This is a genomic window from Nocardioides panacihumi, assembly GCF_039530925.1.
GTDB lineage: Bacteria > Actinomycetota > Actinomycetes > Propionibacteriales > Nocardioidaceae > Nocardioides > Nocardioides panacihumi.
Window position 1 is genome coordinate 152,918 of sequence record NZ_BAAAPB010000004.1, and the last position, 14,288, is coordinate 167,205.

General features: G+C 67.8%; 16 protein-coding genes and 2 pseudogenes. 8 read left to right on the top strand and 10 right to left on the bottom strand.

Annotated elements, in window-relative coordinates; all coding sequences use genetic code 11:
- Positions 1 to 14: 14 nt before the first annotated feature.
- Positions 15 to 383 carry a DivIVA domain-containing protein gene (locus ABD205_RS16755; protein ID WP_344046726.1) on the bottom strand — a complete coding sequence of 123 codons (369 nt, stop codon included), beginning with the start codon at positions 381 to 383 and terminating at the stop codon, positions 15 to 17.
- Positions 384 to 410: 27 nt separating this feature from the next.
- Positions 411 to 851, bottom strand: coding sequence for a VOC family protein (locus ABD205_RS16760; RefSeq protein ID WP_344046728.1), 441 nt, complete (start codon positions 849 to 851; stop codon positions 411 to 413).
- 98 nt (positions 852 to 949) lie between these two features.
- Here ABD205_RS16760 and ABD205_RS16765 point away from each other — a divergent pair.
- Positions 950 to 1,192, top strand: a pseudogene (locus ABD205_RS16765) (integrase core domain-containing protein); the annotation flags it as partial.
- Here ABD205_RS16765 and ABD205_RS16770 read toward each other — a convergent pair.
- Both ABD205_RS16770 and ABD205_RS16775 read right to left on the bottom strand, forming a co-directional pair.
- Complete coding sequence (locus ABD205_RS16770; RefSeq protein WP_425573076.1) at positions 1,183 to 2,523, bottom strand: alpha/beta fold hydrolase; 1,341 nt, start codon at positions 2,521 to 2,523, stop codon at positions 1,183 to 1,185. The pseudogene ABD205_RS16765 and the gene ABD205_RS16770 sit on opposite strands and share 10 nt — an antisense overlap.
- A gap of 254 nt (positions 2,524 to 2,777) precedes the next feature.
- Entirely contained in the window at positions 2,778 to 3,689 is a 912-nt protein-coding gene (locus tag ABD205_RS16775; RefSeq protein WP_344046732.1) for an alpha/beta fold hydrolase, read from the bottom strand.
- A gap of 207 nt (positions 3,690 to 3,896) precedes the next feature.
- Here ABD205_RS16775 and ABD205_RS16780 point away from each other — a divergent pair, with 207 nt between their 5' ends.
- Together ABD205_RS16780 and ABD205_RS16785 are read left to right on the top strand one after the other, a co-directional pair.
- Complete coding sequence (locus tag ABD205_RS16780) at positions 3,897 to 4,406, top strand: PadR family transcriptional regulator (RefSeq protein WP_344046734.1); 510 nt, start codon at positions 3,897 to 3,899, stop codon at positions 4,404 to 4,406.
- Positions 4,403 to 4,750 (top strand): DUF6204 family protein, encoded by a 348-nt coding sequence (locus ABD205_RS16785; protein ID WP_344046736.1) that lies wholly within the window; start codon positions 4,403 to 4,405, stop codon positions 4,748 to 4,750. The genes ABD205_RS16780 and ABD205_RS16785 overlap by 4 nt, the downstream gene beginning before the upstream one ends.
- A gap of 98 nt (positions 4,751 to 4,848) precedes the next feature.
- On the opposite strand, the gene ABD205_RS16790 is transcribed toward ABD205_RS16785, so the two are convergent.
- On the bottom strand, positions 4,849 to 5,403 hold the full coding sequence (locus ABD205_RS16790) for a hypothetical protein (RefSeq protein WP_344046738.1): 555 nt from the start codon (positions 5,401 to 5,403) through the stop codon (positions 4,849 to 4,851).
- A gap of 461 nt (positions 5,404 to 5,864) precedes the next feature.
- Between ABD205_RS16790 and ABD205_RS16795 the strand changes: the two genes are divergently transcribed.
- Positions 5,865 to 6,536, top strand: a complete 672-nt coding sequence (locus tag ABD205_RS16795; RefSeq protein WP_344046740.1) for an HD domain-containing protein — start codon at positions 5,865 to 5,867, stop codon at positions 6,534 to 6,536.
- Positions 6,537 to 6,854: 318 nt separating this feature from the next.
- On the opposite strand, the gene ABD205_RS16800 is transcribed toward ABD205_RS16795, so the two are convergent.
- Positions 6,855 to 7,298 carry a MarR family winged helix-turn-helix transcriptional regulator gene (locus ABD205_RS16800; RefSeq protein ID WP_344046742.1) on the bottom strand — a complete coding sequence of 148 codons (444 nt, stop codon included), beginning with the start codon at positions 7,296 to 7,298 and terminating at the stop codon, positions 6,855 to 6,857.
- An 87-nt stretch (positions 7,299 to 7,385) separates the two neighbouring features.
- Between ABD205_RS16800 and ABD205_RS16805 the strand changes: the two genes are divergently transcribed.
- Complete coding sequence (locus ABD205_RS16805) at positions 7,386 to 7,727, top strand: rhodanese-like domain-containing protein (RefSeq protein ID WP_344046744.1); 342 nt, start codon at positions 7,386 to 7,388, stop codon at positions 7,725 to 7,727.
- Positions 7,728 to 8,361: 634 nt separating this feature from the next.
- Positions 8,362 to 8,526 (top strand): annotated as a pseudogene (locus tag ABD205_RS16810) (DUF255 domain-containing protein); the annotation flags it as partial.
- A gap of 727 nt (positions 8,527 to 9,253) precedes the next feature.
- Here ABD205_RS16810 and ABD205_RS16815 read toward each other — a convergent pair.
- Complete coding sequence (locus ABD205_RS16815; protein WP_344046747.1) at positions 9,254 to 9,898, bottom strand: TetR/AcrR family transcriptional regulator; 645 nt, start codon at positions 9,896 to 9,898, stop codon at positions 9,254 to 9,256.
- 40 nt (positions 9,899 to 9,938) lie between these two features.
- Between ABD205_RS16815 and ABD205_RS16820 the strand changes: the two genes are divergently transcribed.
- On the top strand, positions 9,939 to 10,373 hold the full coding sequence (locus ABD205_RS16820) for a nuclear transport factor 2 family protein (RefSeq protein ID WP_344046748.1): 435 nt from the start codon (positions 9,939 to 9,941) through the stop codon (positions 10,371 to 10,373).
- Positions 10,370 to 11,257, top strand: coding sequence for an SDR family oxidoreductase (locus ABD205_RS16825; RefSeq protein ID WP_344046750.1), 888 nt, complete (start codon positions 10,370 to 10,372; stop codon positions 11,255 to 11,257). The genes ABD205_RS16820 and ABD205_RS16825 overlap by 4 nt, the downstream gene beginning before the upstream one ends.
- A 341-nt stretch (positions 11,258 to 11,598) precedes the next feature.
- Here ABD205_RS16825 and ABD205_RS16830 read toward each other — a convergent pair whose 3' ends face one another.
- The 3 genes from ABD205_RS16830 to ABD205_RS16840 form a co-directional block, all read right to left on the bottom strand.
- A complete protein-coding gene (locus ABD205_RS16830) occupies positions 11,599 to 12,228 on the bottom strand; it encodes a hypothetical protein (protein WP_344046751.1) in 630 nt (209 codons plus the stop codon).
- A gap of 49 nt (positions 12,229 to 12,277) precedes the next feature.
- Positions 12,278 to 12,457, bottom strand: coding sequence for a hypothetical protein (locus ABD205_RS16835; RefSeq protein WP_344046752.1), 180 nt, complete (start codon positions 12,455 to 12,457; stop codon positions 12,278 to 12,280).
- 309 nt (positions 12,458 to 12,766) lie between these two features.
- Positions 12,767 to 14,224, bottom strand: coding sequence for a Dyp-type peroxidase (locus ABD205_RS16840; protein WP_344046754.1), 1,458 nt, complete (start codon positions 14,222 to 14,224; stop codon positions 12,767 to 12,769).
- Positions 14,225 to 14,288 lie beyond the last annotated feature (64 nt).

Consider the following 14,288-nt stretch of genomic DNA (forward strand, 5'->3'; position numbering starts at 1 on the left):
AGGCCTTCGCAGGCCTACCGCTCCTCACGTCGTCGGAACAGCCGCGCGAGCGGAGAACGCACCTCGCTGATCGGGTTGCGCCAGTCGGAGTCGGCCGGAGAAGGGTCCTCGCCCACGGGTGAGGTGTCGCCGGCCGGTGCGGCGTCCGCGGTGCTCGCGACATGTCCGAGCAGGGAGTCCACGTCGCCCATGTCGTAGCCCTCGCGGAGCCGGACCGGGGTGAATCGAGCCTCGGCGATGTACCGGGCGACGCTCTCCCCGGCGCGAAGCCGTACGCACAGATCATCGAGGAACCGGTCGACCTCGGCCATGTCGTAGCCCTCGCGGAACCGCGTCGGCGTGAAACGGGCATGCTCGACCTCGGTCGCAAGTGATTCGTTCACCGGCCCAGTGTGGCCGACGTACGCCTCTCAGCCGGTCTGCTCGAACAGGGACACGACGATTCCTTCGGGCCCGCGCACGTACGCCATCCGAACGCTGCCCTGGTACTCGCCGATGCCGCCGACGAGCCCGTACCCCTGGGCAGCCACCGCATCGACCGCGGCCGTGAGATCGCCGACCTCGAAGGACACGTTGCGCAGGCCGAGCTCGTTGGCCATCGCCGACGGCGATCCGGGCACGTGGTCGGGAGTGACGAAGCTCGAGAGCTCGACCCGGAACCCGCCGCCGGGGGCCCGCAGCATCGCGATCTCGCAGCGCGCGCCCGGGATGGCACAGACGGTCTCCACGAACTCGCCCTCCACCGACCCGGTGCCCTCGACCTCGAGGCCGAGCCCGACGAAGAACGCCGTCGCCGAGTCGAGATCGGCGACCGTGATACCGACGTGGTCGAAACGTTGTATGTGTGCCATGGGCTCCATTCTCGTGCGAAGAGGGCGCTCGATGCCTCTTGCGCCGCGGATCCGAGTCACCAGGTGACTCCGTTCTCGATGACCACTCCTGAGTCACCTACAGGTCGCATCTGTGGCGTGACGCCTGCGCCAACCTCGGCACCACCCCGAAACGGACCCGGCCCTGCCGACCGCAGACCACAGGCTGGAACGGTTCCACCGCACCCTGGCCGGCGGCTGGGCCTTCAAGAAGTTCTACAACTCCGAGTCAGCCCGCCGGTCTGCTCTGCCTGCATGGTTTCGAGTACAACCCCCACCGGCCCCACACCGCGATCGGCAGATCAACGCCCATTCAGTCGCTTGACCAACCTCCCCGATGAGTACAGCGAGGAGGCGGGTTGGTTGTAGCGGCAGGGTTCCCCGTGAGCGCTGTGCCGGTGCAGGCGGCCGTGATGACGTCGTCGATGCCGGTGACGGAGATGGATGCCCCGGCGTGGTCGAGCAGGAAGTCCATGTGGCTGACGTCTGCGACGGTGTGGCGGGTGTTGGTCGACAAGGTGGCCAGCTGGTCCTGAGCGGTCTTCCATCCCGGAGTCTGTTCGGAAGTCTCGCGTGAGGTCAGCACGACGAGCGGGATGTGACCGAGGCTGGTGGCGGCCTGGGACTCCATGAACGCTGTGGGCAGGGTCGCGAACTCAGCACGCTGGTTGGCCCACCCGCGAGGACTGTCGGCGAAGGCGGCGGCCTGTCGACGGGGACGGCGCGGCAGTGCCGGCGCACTGAGAATGTCTCTCAGGTGTCCGACCCCGAGGCGTGCGAGGGTTGGTGTCGCAGCGAGGACCCGTCGCATGAGCCGGTACTCGCCGTAGAACGACTTCATCAGCTCGGCCTGGTGTGGGCTGGAGCTGTCCAGCAGCACGACGCCCGCGACCTGCTTGCGGTAGAGGTGGGCGTAGGTGAGGGCGTGGATGCCTCCCAGTGAGTGCCCGGCCAGCACGTAGGGGCCCGGCTCGCCGGCTTCGGCGAGAAGGCGGTGCAGGTCGGTGGCGGCCTGAGTGGCATCGGCTGGGTTCGGGGAGTCGTCGCTCCAGCCCTGTCCTGCGCGGTCGTAGGTGCACACGCGGGTGGACCGGGCGATGGGTGCGCTCACTCGCGCCCACTGCGGGGACGTCTCGCCAAGACCGTTGAGGAGCACCACGGTCGGCGACCCGGTTCCGACACAGTCCAGGTGCAGGCGGTAGCCGCCGACGTCGACGAGGCGGCCAGGCATCGGACCGGCAGCGGTCCGCGGATCGCCGGCAGCAGCCTGAAACAAGCCACCCACACCCGCGGCCAGTGTGGCAGCGACGACGAGGTAGACGGGCAGAGCACGCAGCCCACGGATGCCGCGGTGGCTCTGCCAACCGATGAAGCAGGCCAAGGCGACGAAGCCCGGCGCCCAGATCCACGTCAGGTCTGCCATGGCCCCGTCGCCAGGCCTCAACGCGACGAGCGCGACCCCGGCGGTCCCGAGGATTGCCGCCGGCAGATAGGCCCATCGCTGGGGGCGGTTGGTGAAGCGGGTCGTACCCCAGCCGAGGAAGGCCCAGCCGAGAGCGAACCCGATCAGGGCTCCGCCGGTGACGACGGCCTCGGATCCGGTGACGAAGATGCCGAACACGGCCACTGCTGCCGCGGCCAGGCCGATGAACATCGCCCCGACTGTGATGCGTCCGAGCGGCCCTCGGGGAGCGGCGTCGACGTGGCGTCTGAGGGTGGGGATGGTGCTGGCGCTCACGACTGTTCCTTCTGGGTCTGCGTCTGCGCGGTCGGGTCTTTTGAGGCCGACTGTCGTCGGCTGGGAGCGTCCTAGCCCCGGTCAGATGACCGGTATGTGCTCTTGGCCCGGTCGACCGGACCACCGGTCGGGGTGCGCCCCTGCCAGCGGTCCAGTCGATACCTCCGTGGTCAGTCGCGGCGGCGGGTGTGCTCGGTGATGGCGTCGAGCAGTGCCGGCCACAGCGCAGGCGGGCGGTCGTGCCCCATGTCCTCGAGCAGGAGGAGTTCGGCGCCCGGCACGAGCTCGGCGGTGCGGCGGCCGCCGCTGGGGTCGATGAGGGTGTCGTCGAGGCCGTGGATGACCAGCGTCGGCACGTCGAGGCCCTTGAGTGCCTCGGCGCGCGAACCGTCGAGAATCATCGCGGCCAGCTGCCGAGGCACGCCGGCCGGGAAGTAGGCGCGGTCGTAGCTCGCGGCCGCCAGAGAACGCAGCTGTGCTGCGCTGCCGTAGCGGCGGGACGCCCAGACGAGCTCACACTCGGCAGCGTCCACGTAGCCGTTGCGGTCGGCCGGCCGTCCGGAGAACAGCACCTGCTGCGCCTCCGGGGTCGGCTGGCCGTACTCCTGCTCCCCGGTTGACGACATCATCGACGTCAGCGACAGCACCCGCCGCGGGAACTCGATCGCCATCTTCTGCGCGATCATCCCGCCCATCGAGGAGCCGACCACGTGCGCCTGCTCGAGGCCGAGCGCGTCCAGGACGTCCATGCCGTCCTGGGCCATGTCGCGCAGCGAGTACGGCGCCATCGCGAGTGCTCGCTCGAAGTCGCCGGTCGTCACCGCAGTGATGAAGTCCATGAGGTCCACCGGGCGGTCGTCGAGCTTGGTCGACAGTCCGCAGTCGCGGTTGTCGTACCGGATCACGTATCGGCCACGAGAGGCCAGCAGCGCGCAGAAGTCGGCATCCCAGCCGAGCATCTGGGTGCCGAAGCCCATGACCAGCAGGACGGCCGGGTCGGACGGATCTCCGAAGGTCTCGTACGCGATGGCGATGGGGTCGCCGTGTTCGGTAGTCGGGTGGGGGTCGGTTCGGGGTGCCATGTCGTGCTTTCTCGTGTGACGTTGTGACTCGAAGGGGGGATCGCACGGACGCCCCACCGGCTCTGACGGCAAGAGCCCCCGCCCGGGTACGAGCCTGAGCGGGCGGGTGAGCATGTACGTGGCTCGAATGCGCGAGCAGTCACATCATGAACTTTACATGTCAAATACGACATGTCAAGCACGACAATCGTTCGCTAGGATGCTGCCATGTCTTTGCGTTACGCGGTGCTCGGGCTTCTCGCCCGCCGCCCTTCGACCGGGTACGAGCTCACTCAGACGTTCGACCGTTCGCTCAGCACCTCCTGGCACGCCGGTCACAGCCAGATCTACCCCGAGCTCGCCAAGCTGGAGGCCGCCGGCCTCATCAACCTGGTCGGTGAAGGAGCACGCCGCAGCAAGACCTACGGCATCACCGACACGGGTCGTGCCGAGCTGAGGCGTTGGCTGGTCGAAGCCGAGCCGGACCGGTCTCAGCGCAGCGAGAGCGGCTTGCGCCTGTTCCTCACACCGCTCCTCGACCCGGCCGACAGGATGCAGACTTTCGAGCGCGACCTCGCCCACGTCGAACATGAACTCGCCGCCCTGGAGGCACTTCAAGCGGACCAGGCGGACACCGCGGAGCCGGAGGTGTTTGCGCCCCAGGTCGATCTCGGCATCCGCGTCAACACGGTGCTGCGGGACTGGCTGCGTGAGCAGATCGAATCGGCGTCGGCATGACCGCCGAGGCGACGAGGACCTATCGAGTGCAGGCGACTGGCCAGTTCACCAGCCTGTCGGCGGACGTCACTGCCCAGCTTCGCGCCGAGCAGTCCGAACACGACCTGCTCCTGTCCGCCTTCACGTCTGAGGGCACCTTCACCTACGCGCCCTCGCTGACGCGCTTCATGCTGCGCTACTTGCTTCAGGTCTGCGAGGAGTCCGCTGCTGAAGCCGATGAAGCCGCCTTGATTGAGGGCGAGCTCTTGGCCACGCAGTTCCTCGAGTCCAGAGGCATCACGCACACGCCGTTGACGATGACCGCCACCTGCCTGGACGACGTCAAGGTCAAACGCCGCCGTTGACGCGAACTCGAGCCCGCGCCGGCCCGAAGGTTGATACCCCTCGGGTCGGCGCGATGCAGAACGGCTGATGCTGCGCGTGCCAGACGAGCGGCGACCGGCTAACGCTGAGCGATGGTCCTGCTGAATCGGCGGCCTTTGCCGAGCCAGTCAACGATCGTTCCACCCTCGCCGTCTTGGCCCGAGGTGCGGACCTCGACCCGGACGGTTCCGTTACCCGAGGAGGACAGGCATGCCTTGGAGAACCGTACTCGTGCGGTGTTGGTCGCGTAGTCCAGCCACATCCGGTAGGAACAGTTGACCATCTCGCCCGGCTTGCGAACGTTCCACGAGTTGGTCGTCGCGAGCTGGTAGTCGGTCCCGTCGAACAAGCCGGCATTGAAGACGAAGTCAGGGCGCTGGTCCAGGTCGGTGTTCAGGAACAATGAAGCGCCGGCGACCTCATCAGGGGCGAGGTCACGGAACGACATCTTGATCCACACATTGCGGGCGTTGTTGCGCACGTCAACCCGGTGAAGGTCCCAGGGCTGGGAGATGTCACCGGCGCGGTCGCGGATGACGGCCGCCTCGGCGTGGACGGGAAGCACGGGGGAGAGGCATACCCCGGCAACAGCGGCCGCAAGTGGCGGCGCGGTACGGCGTAGCAGGACGGTCATGGCGAGAAGCTCCTGTGGGTCAGATCGGCTGAAGGAACGACTCGAGGGCCCTTCCAAGATCAAGACGCACTCAAGCGATGAACGGTTGCTTCGAGCCGCCCCGTATCCCCAGGCCGAGGCCGTGCCTGCCTCGTCAGAGCATGTCTGGCAGAGGCAGGAGGAAATCGCCCGCGCTGCGGCGGAATCCTGGTGGTGCAGCGAGGCGGGCGTGCGAAAGCCTGCTCACTGGCTCGGTGTACTGCTCGGGCATGTTTGAGGCGGCTGCCTCGTGAAGGGGGAATCAGGCGGCGCTGAGCACATGACGACTCAAACGTGTAGTCCGTGACATGTCGATAGCGGACGGTTTGTCGTAAGGTGCGGGTATGACACAGGCACTGCCCCCCGTTCTTGGCACCATCGGGTGGACCGAACGCACTGGGGGCGTCCTGACCCGCCGTGAGCGTTTCGCTCTCGCTCGGCCGTTGTCCCGCGGGCATCGCGACATCGTGCTGGGGCACCTCGCCCTCGCCGCCCGCCGTCACCGGGGCCGTCACGCCCACCTCGATCCGACCGCTCTGTCAGCCCCCGACTCGACGACGGCGCGCGACGCGGCGGCCGCGGCCCACGACCTCCTCAGCCCCGCCGTGCTGCAGCACTCCCACCGCGCCTACGCCTGGGGCGCAGCGCTCGCCGGTGTCGATGGGGTCGACTTCGACCGCGAGCTGCTCTACGTCGCCTCGATGTTCCACGACACGGGCCTGCCTAGTGGCATACGTGATGTCGACTTCACCGTCCGAAGCGCCGCCCTCCTGCGGCTGTTCGCAGACCGTCACGGACTGTCGGCAGCCCAGCGGGAAGTCATGACCAACGCCATCGCCCTGCACCACACCCCGGGGGTTACGCTGGAGGCAGGCCCCGAGGCCTACCTGCTCTCGGCGGGCGCGGGCGTCGACGTGTTCGGACTCCGCGCCGGCGACATCCCCGACGCCGTCCGTCGACGAGTCGTTCACGAGCACCCGAGGCTCGGGTTCAAGCGGGAGTTCACCCGCCTGTGGCGAGCCGAGGCGCGGCAGGTGCCCCGAGGACGAGCCGCGTACCTGCGCCGGTACGCGGCGACCGACCTGACCATCCGACTCGCACCGTTCCGCGGATGACCACTGGCGACGCGTAGGGGCTCACGTCCTCACCGCCGGGTCGGCCTCCTGCCTCTCGGTGTGAGGCAAAGGAAGCCTCGTCGGCCGCGGCATGCGTGCTTGCCCGACATGAGAGCTCGGAACCCAGGTGGTACCTGGAGGTGTACTGGCCGGCCCGACCGCCGCGATGCTGGCGGGCGTCCACGAGATGAAGGAGTCGGCCGTCGCGGCCGGTCGCAAGGAGGCGCAGGAGCGGAAGGTCGAGCACGTCATCCGGGACGTCGCTGTGGTGTCAGCATGGCGCGGGCCGCAGATCCGGGGAAGGCTTCGACCGTGGTGTCAGGACGTGGACTTCGGGATCTTGTTCAGAATGTCGGCCAACGTAACGAGATCGTCGTCCGACAGATGAGAGGCGAACCGTGCCTCGATCGCCTGCACGTAGACCGGGGCAGACGCACGGAAGCTCGCTCGTCCTGACTCCGTGATCACCGCGTAGGCCGAGCGCTTGTCGTCGGGGTGAGCCTCCTTCATCACCAAGCCGCGCGCGACGAGCTCCTCCACGAGTCGACTGACCCGGGTGCGGCTCAGGACGACCCGCTCGGCGAGGTCGCTCATCCGCAGGCGCCCCTGCGGCTCGCTGGCAAGCTCGAGCAGCACGTCGTACCACGACAGCGGCAGACCGGTGACCGCCTGGACCTGCTTGTCCAAGGCGGGGACAAGCGCAGCATGCACTTGGAGCAACGCACCCCATGCGTCGGCGGCGAGCTTCTTGCGTGACGTCACGGGGCCCGATGGTACGCGAGTTTGCGTGCGCACGCACGCTCAGTATAGTTACGTGCGCACACACCTACTCGTGAGAATGGAATCGCCATGACTGAACTCATCACCCGCGACGACCTGAAGGCCGCCATCGACTCCGGGGCCGTCACGGTCATCGACGCGCTCGGAGGGATGTACTACGAGCAGCAGCACCTGCCCGGGGCGCTCCCGCTGGTCGCGGCCGACGTCGCGGATGGCGCTGAGTCGCTGCTGCCGGACAAGGACGCCGCGATCGTGACGTACTGCTCGAACGAGGCATGCCCCAACAGCCAGGCGGTCGCGCAGCGGCTCGTGACGGCCGGGTACACCAACGTCCGCAAGTACCGCGAGGGAATCCAGGACTGGGTCGCAGCAGGCCTGCCGGTCGAGTCCGGCGCCTACGTCGTCGCCTGAGCTCCAGCCAGGAGACGCGCCTGAAGGAATGGGCCCCGCTCGGCACGCGAAGCGTGCACGGGCGGGGCCCCTTCCGTGGCAATCGCATTGTCGCGGCAGGTAGCGACGGGAAGCGCGGATCCCGCTCCGTGCCGACTCACCAGCGCTCGACTTCGCCTGACCCGCTCCCTGACCGGACTGACCTCCGCCGAACCTGCCACCCGAGTCAGTGGCCCTCGGCGGCGACCGCACTCACCGGACGCCTCCGCCGGCAAGACGGGAGGAGATGACGCAGCTGTTGGGAGTCAGGCGTGCCCGGCGGCAGGTAAAGCGCCCGCGAGCCAGAGCCAGTCCGCCGCTGCGTGTTGGTAGCCGGCCAAGGCGTTGTCCGCGTAGTGGAGGTCGCCCTCCCGGCGTACGGCCTGGCGCGCCCGGCATTGTGTCAGCCCGCGGTGGCGGTGATTGTCGTGGTCATGGGCGGGCACCGTCCGAGGAGATGAGCTGGCCACAATCGGCCCTCTCCGGTCCTCGGTGGACCCGCCCGACACGATCCGGCACGAAGCGGCACGATGGTCTGAGCAATGCGGAAACGAATGCAGGGAGCCCCGGATCCTGCATTCGCCATCACTGGTCCAGTGACAAGAGGAGGCCCTCGGTGGCCAACCGGCTCGCGAACGCGACATCCCCCTACCTGCTCCAGCACGCGGACAACCCCGTCGACTGGTGGGAGTGGGAGCCGGCGGCCTTCGACGAGGCCAGGCGGCGCGACGTCCCGATCCTCCTGAGCGTGGGCTACGCCGCCTGTCACTGGTGCCACGTGACGGGTGGCTGAGCGTGGCTTGGGCTGAGGCGCGGATCAGCGGTCCGCAGCGTGCTGAATCTTCCGCCCTGGTCCGAATCTATCGTCCACGTCCGCCGTTTCCGCGCGCTCGTTTGCTGGCGTGGAATGCAGGAATGCTGGCCGCAGGTCGTCCGAGCGTCAGGTGCGGGGCGCGCGGGAGGCGCTTTGGGTCTCACGTCCGGGACCGTTAGAAGTCGTCATCGCTCGGACCGGTGGTCGGCCCAGCAACGCCGCGAAGCGGCGAAGGGGCGGTCGCTCGACCGTGGCAGGCGCGGGTATGCCGCGGCTCCCAAGCATCGCCGGAGTGCGTCGCCAGCAGGCCGCAATGTGGGCACCGCGATCCATCCCACAGGCACCCGCAGGGAGCCATGGGCGACGAGCGCCAAAGTTCGTCCGAAAGCGATCCCATGTGGCTGATGGTCCACCTGCAGGAGCAACTCACGCCAGTAGAAAAGGCGCTGCCCTGACCGCTCGTTGGCGCTTCACGGCGATCTGCGCCCACTTCCAGGCCCTATCGCACCGAAGAGGGGGCGCCGTCCGCGGCGACGGTCCACGTGACGTATACGCGGTCGCGGAACCGGCCGGAACACCGAGACATCGACCGCGAGGAGCAGCTCGACTACCGCAGCTGTATGGCCGTCACCGACCCGCGCGCCACGTCCGGCGCTCGCCGGGGTCGAACGTGCCGGGTATCCGCGGAGCGGCGTTACCGCAGCAGTGCGTTGATCATTGCTTCGGAGATGAATCGGCTGTAGCGGGGAAGCGTCCACCGGCGGCGTACCACCAGCAGGTCGTAGAGGTCTGGTGAGCTGTAGGTCCACATGATCTCGGCTGCTTCGCCTGGGGACATACCTGTCCTCAGGTGGTCGGTCAGGGCTTCTGCGTTGTGTCGCATCCTGCGTAGTCGTTGCCGGTCAGCGTCGGCCAGCAGTCTCGCCATCTCGGGGTCGGTGGCCGCGGCGGCGCGGACGAGGAGCAGGATCGGCGCCACCCGTGGTGCGACCTCTGCGGTGAGCTGGCCCCAGTTGCGAATGATCTGCCGCGGGTCTTCCTCCCGGGCCTGCATCTCGTCGGACCGCTGAGGTGCCGGGACCGGGCCTCGGCCTGCGAGTCCGCGTTCCCAGATGGCCGTGACGAGGCCGGCCTTGCCCCCGAACCTCTTGTAGACGGTCTCGGCCGACACCCCCGCCTCACTGGCGATCGCGGTGATCGTGGTGACGCCGTAGCCATCGGCGAGGAATCGGCGCTCTGCCGCATTCAGGACGGCGTCACGGTTACGACGTGCCTGCTCCTGTCGCCGACTGGAGTCGTAGCTGCGCTTGACGTCGACCATGGCTCCGTCCATACTCATTTTGGTTACAGTTCACTGTAACAAACATCGGAGTGTGGTCATGGCATCGAATCCGCTGCAGGTCATCGAGCGTCTGGCCGACGTGACGAGCGACCATGATCTGGACGCGATCGTGGCCTGCTTCGCCGAGGACTACGTCAACCTCACTCCGGCGCATCCGCTCCGTGGGTTCCGCGGTCGCGACCAGGTGCGGCGCAACTGGGGCCAGATCTTGGCCGGAGTTCGCGACCTGGAGGCGACCGTGCTCGACGCTGCGGTGAACGGCAGCTTCGTCTGGTCCGAGTGGCGGATGTCGGGAACCCGGCACGACGGGGCCGCGCACGAGATGCACGGAGTGATCATCTTCGAGGTCGAGGACGAACTCATCCAGGCCGCACGCCTCTACTTGGAACCGGTCGAGCGCGACTCCGGCAACGTCGAAGACGCCGTGCACCGCGCCGTCACAACCGCCCCTGAAGCCGGGACGCGAACATGATCCTCGTGGCCGGCGGATCCGGCCTCCTGGGCCGCAAGGTCGTCCAGCTGCTCGACGCGAATGGCGAGGACGTACGCGTGCTGAGCCGCGATCCCGCTCGCGCGGCCGGCCTTCCAGCGGGTGCGCAAGTCGTCACGGGCGACCTACGTCGCGGCCGCCTCGATGCCGTCGTGGGAGGCTGCAGCTGCGTGATCTCTGTCGTGCACGGCTTCACGGGCCCCACCAGGACCAGTCCGGCAGCGGTCGACAAGGGCGGCAACTCCCGCCTGATCGCGGCAGCGACGCGAGCCGGGGTGGAACGCTTCGTGCTGGGGTCAGTCGTCGGCGCCGGGCCACACCATCCGATGTCACTGCACCGGATGAAGTACGCCGCCGAACAGGAGCTGCACAACAGCGGGCTCACAGGCGTCACGGTCCGTGCGACCCCGTTCATGCAGACATGGTTGGACCTCATCGGCGCCAAGGTCGCAGCAGGCGGGCCGGCGCTGGTAATGGGACCAGGCACGAACCCGATCAACTTCGTGTCGGCCGACGACGTCGCCACCTTCATCTGCCTTGCCGCCCTCGGCGACCCGCGGATCGGCACAGAGATCACCGTCGGCGGACCGGACGACCTCAGCTTCCTCGACCTCGCCCAGCACCTGCTCACACTTCGCGGACGTAGCGACTCACCTCGACACGTCCCACTGTCGGCGCTGAAGGCACTGGCAGCCCTTGCCCGCCCCATCAACCCAGACCTCGCCCGCAAGGCCAAGGCCGCAGTCGTCATGAACACCACGGACATGACCCTCGACGCCTCGCCAAGCCGCCGCCGGTTCCCCGAGGTCGCCGCCTCCACCCTGGCCGATGTCACCAGATCGACCCACTCCGCGCACCCGCGCTGACCTCCACGCATCTCGATCCCGCCGCAGTCGAATGCTTCAAAGGGCTGCCCGTTTCGCGGACGCCGTTGTGCGGCGGAGCACCCTTAACGCAACGCTCGGTCACCAGCCGGAAGCGGCCTTCTGGGCGGGACATGCGCAAGTCCGCAGTCCGATCTCGCGACCCTGTCCGAAGCGGACTGCCAATCGGATGCCACGTACGGATGCGCGCGTCCCGAGGAAGCCGCGGCAAAAGCGGCGGTATGACGCACCCGCCAACCGGGCCGCCCGCAACGAGCTGATCACATGCCTCCACCACGTACGACCACCGGTCACCAGACGGCGTCAAGGCCTACTCGCGACACTTACCAGGCAGTAAGGGCCTTTGGTTTCGGCTCGGGATCACCGGTAGCGGGCGGAGTGACCTTGTAGCCGAGTTCGCGCAGCGCACGCGCTGCCTCCGCGGGCATCGCACGAGCCACGGCGCGGGTCTGAACTCGCCGCCACTCGGCGCGGTGGTCGTTCACGGCGGCGCGCCAGGTGTCGCGGTGGTCGAGGCGGCACTCCTCGATGAGGAACTGGATCACGTCCTCGAGGTTTGGCCGGAACCGTGACCCTCCCGTCGGCAGGTGCAACTTGGATAGGTCGTGCGGCGTCGTGTGGCGTGCCCGCGTGAGCAGGCTCGACAGAACGCCCGATTCGGCGTGGATTTGAATGTGCGAGTGGGGCGCCGTCCGAGATTCGTATTCGTACTCGAAGCGGATCAAGGGTGAACGCGTCTTGGACGAACCGATCCAGAAGTTCGCCTTGTGAATCGCGAGGCAGTGGCCCACATGGTCGAACCGGCACTGGAAGCTTGGTCGCAGCCAGCCGTAGAGGTTGCCGCTGATTGTCAGCGGCACACCGTCATCGCTGGTCTTGATGACCACGCGCTCGCGATACGGCGTGACCGTAAGGTCGGGAACGGCGTCGAACGACCGCGTGAGCAGATCCACCAGTTGGTCAGAGAACTCCGTAGCAAGAGCTAGGAGCGAGTCGACCGGCTCACTCACCGAGCAGGTAGCCGAGCTCCTCGATCTCGGCCCACGCCAGCCACTCGTCGCCGACCAACTCGCCTTCCTCCGCGCGTCGTACAAGCTCCTCGACGCTGATGCCGAGATCGGCAAGGATCTCCGAGCGCCGATCCTCCATGCGCTCACGCGTCGGAAAGTCCGTCTTGGTCATGGCCACACGGTAACGCGCGGCTCCGACAAAGGCCGCGAACTGCCGACACTTCCCCGCGCCCGCTGCCGAGAAGCTCTCTGCGGAAAGCGCCTCGAGTGGTGCTTCTCTTTGCAGAGGAGACAGTTTTCCTGATGCGGGCGTGCCTCGCCGACAGCCTTCTGAGAGTGGGATCGACACGTGCCTTGACACGAGCCACCCCTGACCGACAGATGGCTGAGCCCACGAGATGGGATCGACAGTCTCGTCGGCGAGTAGACGAACGTCAGCGGCGGGTGCCCGCCCTAGGCTGGGCAGGGCGGGCATCTCCCGCTAGTAGCCGTTCGCCCCCGCCGGAGCGGTGTTCGTGACGTGGACCAACTCCTGTCCGTTCTTGAGAGTGAACGGCGTAGGTGCCGCTGCGCCGAGCGGCGGAGGCACGGTGACCTCGACGAGCTGGTAGTCCCCGGCCGGGATCTCTTCCGAGATGGCATGTCCGACAGAGTCCGTGGTGAACGGTGCGCCGACGGGCGTGCCGTCGAGCTTCGTCACCTGGAAGGTGAATCCACCGAGCTCGCCTCGTGACGGGTTGCCGTTGCTGTCCACGACTCTCTTGCGCACCGCGACGCGGCCCGTCTTGGTGGGGCGCGCCACCGGCGGTGCCTTCAGCATGCCGGTACCGATGGGGCCGTCGATGTCGGGCGGGACGAAGTAGAACCCCCAGCGCTCGATGCTGGCGTGGCCCTGCCCGAACAGGCTGTCGACCCCGGCGCCGGTGGTGGGGAAGTCGCTGTTGAACATCCACCGGTTGAGGATGACGTCGAACTGGTCGAGGGAGGCCTGGAAGGAGACGAACTGGAGGCCTTCGCCGAACTGGCCGTTCGCGTCAACTTCGTAGAAGGGCATGCCGCGGCGGAAGATCTGCGCGGCATCCTGATGCGGACCACCACGAGGGCCGGCCTTGCGGACGTGGGAACAGACCGGCGGCACGTCGCCAGTGAAACCGGCTTCGGTCCTGACGTCGGTCCCCGCCTGCAGGTCCAGGCGCCGTCCCGCTCGGTCCCGGCCGACGATGCGATCCTGTTCCTCGGGGGAAAGCGCGTCGAACGAGGACGCGTTCTGCCGGATGCACATGTAGGCCAGGTACGTCCCGCGGACCGCCCAGGCCGGCTCGTCGGGGTTGCGGTCGGCGTCGACGAACACTACGTCGTTGCGGGTGTCGCGGGCGTTGCGGAGCCCGTCGGCGTAGCCGAACGCGTCGCGGTCCGGCCGCGACTTGTAGCCCGACTCAAGCGCCAGGGACACGACGTCGTGCCCGTCGGCGAGGCCCCTGATGAACCGCGCGATCTCTGCCTCCGCGGTCGCGACGAGGTAGAACACGACATCGGCACTGACCGGCGCACCTTGCGGCACCGACGGGAGCCGCGCGAACCCGGCCGGAGGCTGGATGTCGCCGAACCTTGGCAGCGCCGTCGTTGGGTTCACGAAGAGCGTCGGCCCGAACCCGACCGCCACCGTCGCGCGCCGCGCCCCGTCCTCGTCGGTACTGGCCCGAAGAGTCTGGATAAGACCATCGACCTTGCCGAGCCAGGCCTCGAGACCCGGACGGTCAAGGTCGGAACGGAGCGCGGCAAACACCAGCGTGCCGTGCGCGTAGGGAGACTTCAGAACGGGATCGTAGGGCTGGAACGGCACGACGCCCCTCGCGTTGCGCGCTTGGGTCGACGCTCTGTCGGTGGACATGCTGACCAACTTTCCGAGCACGGATTGCCAGCGGCCGGGCTGTGCCACCTGGCCCCATGATCGAGGCACGACGAGGTGGCTATCCTCTGTTGTTCCGGTAGCAACGGACGCG

Coding starts and splice junctions, on each gene's coding strand:
- ABD205_RS16760 (WP_344046728.1), bottom strand. CDS start 851: ATGGCACACATACAACGTTTCGACCACGTCGGTATCACGGTCGCCGAT.
- ABD205_RS16790 (WP_344046738.1), bottom strand. CDS start 5,403: ATGACCGTCCTGCTACGCCGTACCGCGCCGCCACTTGCGGCCGCTGTT.
- ABD205_RS16825 (WP_344046750.1), top strand. CDS start 10,370: ATGATCCTCGTGGCCGGCGGATCCGGCCTCCTGGGCCGCAAGGTCGTC.
- ABD205_RS16775 (WP_344046732.1), bottom strand. CDS start 3,689: ATGGCACCCCGAACCGACCCCCACCCGACTACCGAACACGGCGACCCC.
- ABD205_RS16815 (WP_344046747.1), bottom strand. CDS start 9,898: ATGAGTATGGACGGAGCCATGGTCGACGTCAAGCGCAGCTACGACTCC.
- ABD205_RS16770 (WP_425573076.1), bottom strand. CDS start 2,523: ATGTTCATCGGCCTGGCCGCGGCAGCAGTGGCCGTGTTCGGCATCTTC.
- ABD205_RS16835 (WP_344046752.1), bottom strand. CDS start 12,457: ATGACCAAGACGGACTTTCCGACGCGTGAGCGCATGGAGGATCGGCGC.
- ABD205_RS16805 (WP_344046744.1), top strand. CDS start 7,386: ATGACTGAACTCATCACCCGCGACGACCTGAAGGCCGCCATCGACTCC.
- ABD205_RS16780 (WP_344046734.1), top strand. CDS start 3,897: ATGTCTTTGCGTTACGCGGTGCTCGGGCTTCTCGCCCGCCGCCCTTCG.
- ABD205_RS16785 (WP_344046736.1), top strand. CDS start 4,403: ATGACCGCCGAGGCGACGAGGACCTATCGAGTGCAGGCGACTGGCCAG.
- ABD205_RS16820 (WP_344046748.1), top strand. CDS start 9,939: ATGGCATCGAATCCGCTGCAGGTCATCGAGCGTCTGGCCGACGTGACG.